This window comes from Streptomyces sp. NRRL F-5630 (assembly GCF_000719475.1).
Classification (GTDB): Bacteria; Actinomycetota; Actinomycetes; order Streptomycetales; family Streptomycetaceae; genus Streptomyces.
Window position 1 is genome coordinate 1 of sequence record NZ_JOGO01000128.1, and the last position, 7644, is coordinate 7644.

5 protein-coding genes are annotated in these 7644 nt (G+C 67.8%); all 5 read left to right on the forward strand.

The features are described from left to right. The first annotated feature begins 558 nt into the window (after nucleotides 1–558). The 5 genes from IF99_RS0129430 to IF99_RS0129450 all read left to right on the forward strand — a co-directional run bounded on the left by IF99_RS0129430 (nucleotide 559) and on the right by IF99_RS0129450 (nucleotide 6391). Nucleotides 559–2979, forward strand: coding sequence for a DEAD/DEAH box helicase (locus IF99_RS0129430; RefSeq protein ID WP_031001353.1), 2421 nt, complete (start codon nucleotides 559–561; stop codon nucleotides 2977–2979). Further along, nucleotides 2976–3935 carry a hypothetical protein gene (locus IF99_RS0129435; RefSeq protein WP_158716676.1) on the forward strand — a complete coding sequence of 320 codons (960 nt, stop codon included), beginning with the start codon at nucleotides 2976–2978 and terminating at the stop codon, nucleotides 3933–3935. Before IF99_RS0129430 ends, IF99_RS0129435 begins: the two co-directional genes overlap by 4 nt. An 84-nt stretch (nucleotides 3936–4019) precedes the next feature. Further along, the gene (locus IF99_RS0129440) at nucleotides 4020–4442 is read left to right on the forward strand and encodes a hypothetical protein (protein WP_078655343.1); all 423 of its coding nucleotides are present in this window, start codon (nucleotides 4020–4022) and stop codon (nucleotides 4440–4442) included. Between the two features lie 804 nt (nucleotides 4443–5246). Then, on the forward strand, nucleotides 5247–5921 hold the full coding sequence (locus IF99_RS33770) for a hypothetical protein (protein WP_031001359.1): 675 nt from the start codon (nucleotides 5247–5249) through the stop codon (nucleotides 5919–5921). Continuing rightward, nucleotides 5918–6391 (forward strand): helix-turn-helix domain-containing protein, encoded by a 474-nt coding sequence (locus tag IF99_RS0129450; RefSeq protein WP_031001361.1) that lies wholly within the window; start codon nucleotides 5918–5920, stop codon nucleotides 6389–6391. Before IF99_RS33770 ends, IF99_RS0129450 begins: the two co-directional genes overlap by 4 nt. Nucleotides 6392–7644: the final 1253 nt, after the last annotated feature.

Consider the following 7644-nt stretch of genomic DNA (forward strand, 5'->3'; position numbering starts at 1 on the left):
GGTCATGCCTCGGCAAGCCGAGGCATAGAGCGCGAATTGCGCAAGCGCAATTCTAATTCCGGCGCAAGCGCCGGAATAGGATTCCGTAAACGGAATCCTAAAGGCGAATCAATTCGCGCAAGCGCGAATTGTGGGCACCCGCGCAAGCGCGGGTGCCTAGGCTGGCTATGAGGGGAGGGTGCATCACGTGCGGCCTTGTGTAGGGCTTGGGGTTCCTGACTACTACCTCCGCAACGAGAGTGACGGGCCGTCGGCCCGATCGGGTGTCGGCCCCGCCGCAGTGACGGGTTCCGCTGCGCTCCACCCTGACCACTCCCCCATCCTCGAACCCGGCCGCACGTCCACGAATACCCCGCCAGCATACCCTATGAACCGTGCGTGTGGGGCGGGGTTCAGCCAAGTTTCAGCCTACAGGGTGAAGCTGTCGCGTGGATGATGCATCACGATTCTGGACTGTGTAGAGTCTGGGACCAGACACCACCATCCCGGCCCGCCAGTCATCGCGCCGGACTCTCATTCCTATTGCGCGTCGCATTCAGCGAAAAGGAGAACACGGGAATGGCCGTGAAACTGCGTGAACACCAGATTGAGGCCGTAGCCGCCATCGTGCGCGGCCTCGATATCCCGCCGGGCGGCATTCCCTGGAATGGTCTGCGCGGGCAGGTGCACGCCGCGTGCGGGACGGGAAAGACCATCATCGCGGCGGCCTCCGCAAAGCGAATTGTGCCCAAGGGCCGCGTTCTCGTGGTGGTGCCGACCCTGGATCTCCTGGCGCAGACCGTGAAGGCGTGGAACGGTGTCGGGCCCAAGGGGCCGGCGGTCATGGTGTGCTCGCCGCTGGATGATGCGGAGCTGTGGCACCTGGGGGTGCGGAGCACCACGAACCCCGTGCAGCTGGCGCTGTGGCACTCTGCGGGGCCGGTGACCATCTACGCCACCTACGCGTCGCTGGGCGTGCTGGTGGAGGCGTTCGAGGGTGCCTACGGGCAGAAGCTCGACCCCGTAGACCTGGCGGTGGTCGATGAGGCGCACCGGACCAGTGGGTCGATGGGTAAGGCGTGGGCGGACATCCATGACCAGTCGAAGATCCCGGCGTTTCGTCGGCTGTATCTGACGGCGACGCCGCGGATCTGGCAGGAGCGGCTGGTCCGCGAGGTCGCCGAGGGGGTGCGTGACCCGCTGCCGCGTGAGATGGCGGCCTCGATGGATGACGAGAAGGTTTTCGGGCCGGTCCTCTACAAGCTGTCGTTGGCGTCGGCGGTGTCGCGGAAGTTGCTGGCGCGGTATCAGATCATCGTGCTGGAGCTCCAGGATCCGGTGGTGACGCCCGAGCGGCTGATGGGCGAGGAGCGGCATACCGAGGAGGTCCGCGGGCAGCGCCTCGGTGCGCTCCAGGCGGCGCTGCTGCATACGATGGAGCAGCACAACCTCCAGACCTGCATCACTTTTCATCACCGGACCATAGAGGCACAGGCGTATGCGGAGGGCCTTCAGCGGGTGGCCAAGCGGCTGCACGCCGACCAGCCCGAGAAGTACCCCTCTGAGATCTGGGCGGACTGGCTGTCTGGCGATCACGTCCCCGAGCGTCGGCGGGAGGTGCTGGGGAAGTTCGGCTCCACCGCCCGGCGTGCGGTGCTCTCCAACTGCCGCGTCCTGGGCGAGGGTGTCGACATCCGGGCCGTGGACTCCGTGGCGCTCTTGGACCCCAAGGGCGCCCCGCACGACATCGTGCAGGCGATCGGCCGCGCGCTGCGTCAGAAGCCCGGGGAGGGGAAGCTCGCCTCTTTGATCGTGCCGGTATTTCTCCAGCCCGATGAAAGCCCGGAGGATATGTTCACCTCCGGCTCGTACCGGCCTTTGGTGAAGGTCCTTGAAGGTTTGCGGGCTCATGATGAAGAGGCCGTGGAATTGCTGGCGATCCCGCAGGAGCCTCAGAAGGACGTCGCTCAGCCCTCCGAGTACATCGGTTCCGCACCCGAGGATGATGAGGAGGAAACCCGGCTGCTGCTCCGTTTTGCGGCTCCGCGTGATCCGGTGATGGTCGCGAACTGGGTGTCCTTCAACGTGATCGACACGGAGCGGCAGGACTGGGCGCGGGGCTGGGCGAAGCTCAAGGAGTACACCGAGCGTGAGGGCCACGCCCTGGTGCCGTTCGAGCACAAAGAGGGCGCGTTCCCGCTGGGGAGCTGGGTTTCGGAGCAGCGCCGTGCGTACAGCGCGGGGCAGATGAACGGGCGCCGGGCGGCGCGGCTGGAACAGCTGGGTATGGCGTGGTCGGCGGCGGATGCGCGGTTCCAGGAGAACCTGGCGGCGGCTCGGGTGTACTACCAGGAGCACTGGACGTTGTGTGCTCCCCGGTCGGCGGCCGCGCTGGACAAGCCGATCGGGCAGTGGCTTGCCAACCTTCGGCGCCCCGGCGCGCTGGAGGGGCACCCGGAGTGGGAGGCCGCGCTCCTGGCCGTGGACGAGGACTGGAACCCGTCGTGGCCCACGGAGTGGCAGCGGCACTATGCCGCGTTGCGGGAGCTGGTGCGTGACGAGGAAGGCGCGGCGGAGGTTCTGCCCGGCTTCACCGTGCACGGGATGGACATTGGGAAGTGGCTGGCTCGGCAGAGGAAACCGGAGGTGTGGGCGGGCTTGGCCGACGGGCAGCGCGAGCGCCTGGAAGTCGTCGGCGTCACCCCGCCCGCCGTTCCGGTCCCGAGGCCGGGGGCCGTGGCCCCGGAGCTGTCCACGGCGCCTGTGAGCGCCTTTGAGCGGGGTGTCGCGGCCCTGGAGCAGTACAAGGCCCGCACGGGCTCTGTGAAGGTCCCCAGGGGCCACGTAGAGGCGTTGCCGGACGGGACGGAGGTCAAGCTCGGTGTGTTCCTGAGCAACACCAAGACCAGGCGCGCGAAGCTGACCGACGACAAGCTCACCGCGCTCGCCGGTCTCGGGTTGGAGTGGGCAGCGGAGGCCGTCAGCGGGAGGGCGTCGTGAGCAACGCGAGCGCGGGGAGGGGGCGGTTCGCTCGGGTGAGCCTGGTGCTGGGCCCGTCAGTTGGCCGGGCGGCGGCGTTGTGCCAGCACACCGGCCGCTTGGGAGCGCTGCCCAGTCCGGCCGCTCTGGCCGTGGTGGAGAGTGCCTTGGGTTTCGCCGAGGAGCGGGGGGTGGACGACGTCCGGGAGTTCGAGAATCTGTTCTCGGCCAGCCACGTCTGGGGTCATCTCCCTTCGGAGTACCTGACACTGCCTGACCTGGGTGAAGCAAGCCTCGCCGTGCTGGATCACATCCAGCACCTGCTGGAGCAACTGGCCCCGGAGGCGTTGCGCGAGGTGGCCATCGCGATGTCCGTGGAGCAGCACATCGTCGGTGTGGCTCTGGAACTCGTGGAGGAAGCGGCGCGCGGCGGCGCTGAGTTCAGGGTGGGGTCGATGGCGGAGTTCGAAGAGGAAATGCTGCTGAACGACGACCGGATCGGGGATGCGGTCGATGTGCTGGTGTGGGAGGCGCCGGGCGACTGGCCGCCCTTGCAGCGCGGAGCGCTGGTCCTGGCGCTGGTGTGGGAGATCGCCGAACTGGTCGGGTATGCGGCGGAGCTGGTGGCCGCGGAGGCGCGGCCCGCGGAGTTGCTGTGGCAGGCGGCCGGTACGGGGCACCTGTGTGCCGGTGTGCGTGTTCGCGTGCCGGGGCCGGGAGTGCTGGTGTGGGCGTCGGTCGACGAGGAGGACTTCGAGGGGCGGCCGCTGTTCTCCCAGGCTGTCCAGCTCGGTGTGTGGCGGTGGTCGCTCGGCTGGCAGACGGCGGACGGCGCCCCTGTGTTCTACAAGGCGGGCCGGGGGCCAAGCAGAGCGGCAGCCCGGTGGCGGGCCGAGCAGGCCGTGCTGGATCTGCTCGCCGATCCGTACCGGGTCAAGAGCCCCGTATCCGGTGAATGGCTCCTTCCTCCGTGCTGAACGCACGCTCCACGGCACGAAGGCTTGTGCCGGGCCCAACCACCCGGCTGGCCGGGGAAGACCCAGATACGAGGGAGACACCACATGAGCACCGCGCAGCACAGCACCGACGAGTATGGCGACCAGGAGGCCGGGGAGCAGCGGGTGCAGGCGGCCGTGCGGCGGCGCGCCCGCACCAGGGCCTTCGCGGAGGCGGAGGGCATCATCTCGGCGGTGCTGTCTGACCCTGGGGTGCGGGAGGCGCGGGAGCGGATGGAGGCGGCGGAGACGGACATGGGCATGGAGCTGTGCGCCCGTCTCCAGGCTTTCCAGGACCGCTACGACCAGGCCGTGGCAGTGGGTGAGGCGGACGGGCTCGTCGGCATCTGCGGGGGCAAGCACGGCCGCTGGGGGCGGATCTGTGTGCTGCCCGATGGGCACGAGACCACGATGGAGGAACCGCACTGGGGTCACACCAGCGAGGGGCGCCCGATCGCGTGGGTGGGCAGCGCGCCTGACGACTGGTAAACCGCAGTCCGACGAGGAGCCTGGGGCGCGCGGGCGGACCCCAGGGTCCTCTGTCTTGGGCCAGGGTCGCCAGCCCAGGGGCTACACGCACCGGGGTCGAGCCCGGAGGTTCTGACCTGCGGCATCGCACTGGCGTGCGTGTAGGCCCTGGGACCGTCGGGGCTCTGCTCCAGCGCACCACGGTCCGGAGGAATGGTTCTCGTTCCCCGGCCACCGCCGGACGGGTGAGCGCGGACAGGAGACGCACCGGCCGGCGTGCACCAGCAGAACCGAAGGCTGCTTCTCAACCAGCCCCTGTGACGCAGCCCGGGCCCTCGCGCTTCGGCAGCGCACACCGCCCGGACGCCTATGCGGTATGCCTCGCTCTACGCGTGTGCGTCCAGGAGGCAACGACCTGGACAGCGATCACCAGGTGATGGGGCCCAGCGTCTGGACCTCAGCCACTTAATACTAGGGCGGCTCAAGAAAGTGCTGGTCAGAGAGTTGCGGGCGCTTGGATCTGTCACCTCAGGAGGAACAGATCGTCTGCGTTGTGTACCTCCTGAGTAGTCACATCGCAGGTGGGATGTCGGCAGGGCTGACGTTTTGAGCGGTCAAACGTCAGCCCTGCCGACGTTTTGGCGAGTCTCCCGCAGGACGGATCGCCGCACTCTTCAGGGAGAGATCTGTCCCGCCTGAGGGGACACAACACGCCGGAACGTCAGCCACGCCGACGTATCTGTCGGTGTGACTGACATACTGCGCCTTCATGATCAGTGAAGGGAGAGCAGCCTTGTGACACCTGAGCCGCAGCGCGATCGTTCTGTGCCGAAGCACGCGTCGCGTCGTCAGAAGCTCCTCGGGGACGAACTGCGGGCGTGGTCCCTGCCGGTGGAGCCGGTGGAGGACCTGGACGCGGTGGCTCGCCGCTACCCACGCCGCAAGCTCACGCTCAGCAGCGAGCGCAAGGCGATGGAGTTCTACGAGCACCCGGAGCGCCCGAAGGCGTTCTCCATGGACTCGCTGGAGTTCTTCTTCCTGATCGCGCAGTATTTCCGCGAGGCCCTGCCTCTGCGGCTCATCCTGCTGCTGATCGCCTGCCAGAAAGCCGGTGGGCAGATCCGGCTGACGCAGGAGGAGATGGCTACGGTCCTGGACGTGCCCCGCGCGCGAACCAACGAAGCGCTCCAGGAGATCATGGGCCATGGCATCGTCTTCAAGGTGCGCCGCGGCGTCTACCAGTTCAACCCGCCCTACTCGTACCGCGTGGCCGAGTTCATCCCGGGCACGGAGCTGGTCGACGCCGAGTACGTACAGGTCGACCAGGACAAGACGATCGCGAAGATCCGCGGGGACGAGAGCCTGCCGGATCTGGTGCGGTTCCCGTCGCTGGAGCACATGCGCGAGGCGATCGAGGAACTGCGCAAGAAGCGGGCCGAGGAACGCGCCGCACGCCGATGGGCTCGTGCGCAGCGCCAGGAGGAGGGACCAGTCCAGTGAGTACCTTGAAGTGGTCGGCGACCAACGCCGATGGCCTTCTTGCCGACCTGGACCTGCCGCCCGCCGCCTACCGGGCGCTGCTGAAGCTGCGGGCGCGCAGCGAGGCCGGCGGCCGTATCGCGATGGACCAGGCCACCCTCGGTGAGCTGCTCGGGCTCAGCCGCCCCAGTGTGAACGCCGCGCTGCGGGAGCTGGAGCTGGCCAAGCTCGTCAAGAAGGTCCGTAACGGCGTCTACCAGATCAACGCGATGCTGGCCGGCTACGACTCCCCCGAGGACGCCGTGGCCGCTGTCAAGGCGATGCCCAAGGCGGACCGGCTGGACAGCAGGACTTACGTGGCGGACTACCACCGGGCCGTCGCCGCCTACCAGGACCAGCTGGCCGAGCAGCGCAAGAAACGGGCGGCCGCCGCCGCGGCCAAGAAGGCCGCGGCCGCCAAGAGGCGCGGTTCGCTGCACGCCGTCGGCTGATCCGGCCGGTCCCCCTCGTACGGCGATTGGCGCTGCACCCTCCCCGGGGTGCAGCGCCAATCGTGTTCCCCCGGTTCGGCACCGGCGATAAGGCCCCAGCCTGGGCACAACGGTTCGTCACCAGCTCGGTCGGCCTTGCTCGGACGACCCGGGCTGAGCGGCTCGCGGCGAGGGGCGGTAGCACCAGCTAAACCGGTATGTTCTGGTTTTCCAGAACAAGAGCAAGCGCCCTACCTAGCTCCGGCGATCTCACGACGCGCGCGAAGGCACACGGGACGGCTCGTACTCAGCAATAGGGACCGGCTCGCCGTTCACGATCTTCCGCAAGGCTTCTGGGAACGGGTCCGCAAAGTCGAGGCCGATCGAAAGCAGATCGCTGCGAAGGCAAGCCATGTGGTTTCTGACGCGATGGAGGCGCTGGTCCTCTGAGTACCGACAGGAGACCTGGAGTGCGGACGGGCCAGGGACAGAGGAGCGAGGGGAGACGCTGAGCACCTCGCTTTCGAGGCCAACACTCAGGCGGAACCCTCGCTCACCGATGGACTCACTCCAAGATGCCCCCTCAAGAGCGTTAACCGTGTGCTGAAGCGCGGCATGGGCGCGGCGGTGCTTGACCCCGTTCATGAGCCCTGTTTAACAGGTCGGCGGCGCCTATCAAGGGAAACGCGACTGCCTACACCTTGATAGAGGCGGTGACCACCACGGTCTTCAACCGGTCGCCCAGTACACGAGGCGCAGCCGGTCGGTGTCATCGAGCACCGGCGACAGCCGCGGTCCGCCGCTGCGGTTCCCCGGCCTCGGGGTCGACAGAGATGACGACCAGGCGCGTCCAAGGCGTGTAGCGGGGCCCGGCTATACGCTCATCGAGGGCCGAACGGGCGTGTGTCACCGCAGGGCGGCCGTGGGACCGCTCTACTCAGCCGAGTGTCAGTCGAGTACGGGACTCGCGGCTGCGGCTCCTTCGACCTTGGCGCACCATGGTTCGCTGGCGCACTTGCCTCCGAGGCCGGGATCGGGGCAGGTGCACTCTGGTGGCTCCGCACAACGGACTACCAGCCCTACTACGGCGCCCTCAAGCCACTGCTCGAAGACCACGCCAGGCTCCTGACCAAGGCGATCGACCGCCGCCTACCACGCCGCCAATGACGACGAGTCCGGGCCTTGACCCCGGTTCCTGGACACGGGTTATGCGGCTTGCGTCAGCGTAGTTGATGTCGTTCGGAAGGCGTTCTCGTAGGCGATGGGGCTGCGGT

Bases quoted from the DNA above. Each gene is read 5' to 3' on its own strand.
- IF99_RS0129430 (WP_031001353.1), top strand. From the start codon at position 559: ATGGCCGTGAAACTGCGTGAACACCAGATTGAGGCCGTAGCCGCCATC.
- IF99_RS0129440 (WP_078655343.1), top strand. From the start codon at position 4,020: ATGAGCACCGCGCAGCACAGCACCGACGAGTATGGCGACCAGGAGGCC.